The sequence below is a fragment of the Streptomyces sparsus genome, from assembly GCF_054776295.1.
In genome coordinates, this window is the sequence record NZ_BAAHCA010001136.1 from 1 (window position 1) to 1,394 (window position 1,394).

General features: G+C 74.1%; 2 protein-coding genes. One reads left to right on the plus strand and one right to left on the minus strand.

Features of this window, described 5'->3' with window-relative positions; all coding sequences use genetic code 11:
* On the minus strand, positions 1-806 hold an 806-nt coding region (locus ACYVE9_RS26920; protein ID WP_461030503.1), incomplete at its 3' end, for a DUF4344 domain-containing metallopeptidase.
* A gap of 134 nt (positions 807-940) precedes the next feature.
* Between ACYVE9_RS26920 and ACYVE9_RS26925 the strand changes: the two genes are divergently transcribed.
* On the plus strand, positions 941-1,394 hold a 454-nt coding region (locus ACYVE9_RS26925; protein ID WP_461030504.1), incomplete at its 3' end, for a response regulator.

The following is a 1,394-nucleotide window of genomic DNA, read 5'->3' on the forward strand; positions in this document are numbered from 1 at the left end:
GCCCGGGCCGCCGGCAGCACCTCGGCGTCGAGCCCGTCACCCGCCCCGGAGGACGACGGGGCCCGCGGCCCGGAGCCGTGCGGCGCGCCCTGGAGAAAGCCGTGGAGATAGGAGCGGTAGTTCACGGCACGGGCGGCGTCGTGCGCGTGCTCGTCCGCGAAGTCCGCCTCGGCCGGATCCGCCGCCGCCGCGTACAACTCGTAGCTCTCGGCTGCGGCGCGTATCGCCGCGCGGCCCGCCTCGCCCTGCGGTATCAGGCTGTAGGCGGCGAACTGGTCGGCCACGTCCTCCTCCCTGCCCGTGTAGGGCAACCGCAGTGCGTCGATGAGCGCGTGCCCGGCCTCGTGGTACAGCGTCTCGGTGAGCACCCCGACCGTTCTCTCCGCCGTGGCCGGGCCCGCGCCGGCCTCGGCGAACTGCTCGCGGATCTCGGACACGAACGCGTAGCAGACGTCGATCCGCGACAGCTCCGGGTCGTAGGCCACGTCCGTGCCGTCGCAGGAGCGGCCCGTCATCCTGACCGTGCCCGGCAGCTGCCACGAGTCGTTCAGCCGCTCGGCGACGCCTTCCAGCAGCCGGCGGTCGACCAGGAACCACCGGTCCGCCGCGTCCCCGCGCGCCGCCTTGCCGTACTCGGGCACGAAGCCCGTCGATCCGGCCCGGGCGTCACCGCCGCGGTGCCCGGAACTGACCAGCACCAGCGGCACCAACCCCAGGCAGACCAGCGCGAACGCCACCGTCAACGCCGTGCCCAGAGCGGTTCGCCACCGGGCCGGCGGAACACTGGTGGCGTAACGTCCAGGCATGTCCCCACTGTCGCGGATGCGGCGGTGCAAGGGGATCGGCCGGACGTCTGTGCTTGCCCCCGCCGGTCGGCGGGGGCAAGCACAGACGTCCGGTGCCGGGACGGAAGCAGAGCGAAGCCGAGAGAGCAGAAACCGTGATTCGAGTGGTCGTCGTCGACGACGAGCAACTGGTCCGGTCCGGGGTGCGCATGATCCTGGGCACCGCCCCGGACATCGAGGTGGTCGCCGACTGCTCGGGCCCCGAGGCGGTCACCACCGTCACCCGCGCCCGGCCCGACGTCGTCCTGCTCGACATCCGGATGCCCGAGACGGACGGCCTGGCCGTGCTGCGCGGCCTCCGGACGGCCTACGGCGACCGCCCGCGCCCGGTGGTCTCCATGCTCACCACCTTCGACGCGGACGAGTACCTGGCCGCCGCCCTGCGGCTGGGCGCCGCCGGCTACCTGCTCAAGGACGCCGAACCGGAGCGCCTCATCCAGTCCGTGCGCGCCCTGGCCTCGGGCGGCAGCACGCTCGACCCGGCCGTCACCGCGGCGGTGATCGGCGGCTACCTGGACCGGTCCGGCGGCGCGCCCGAGGCCCAGCGCG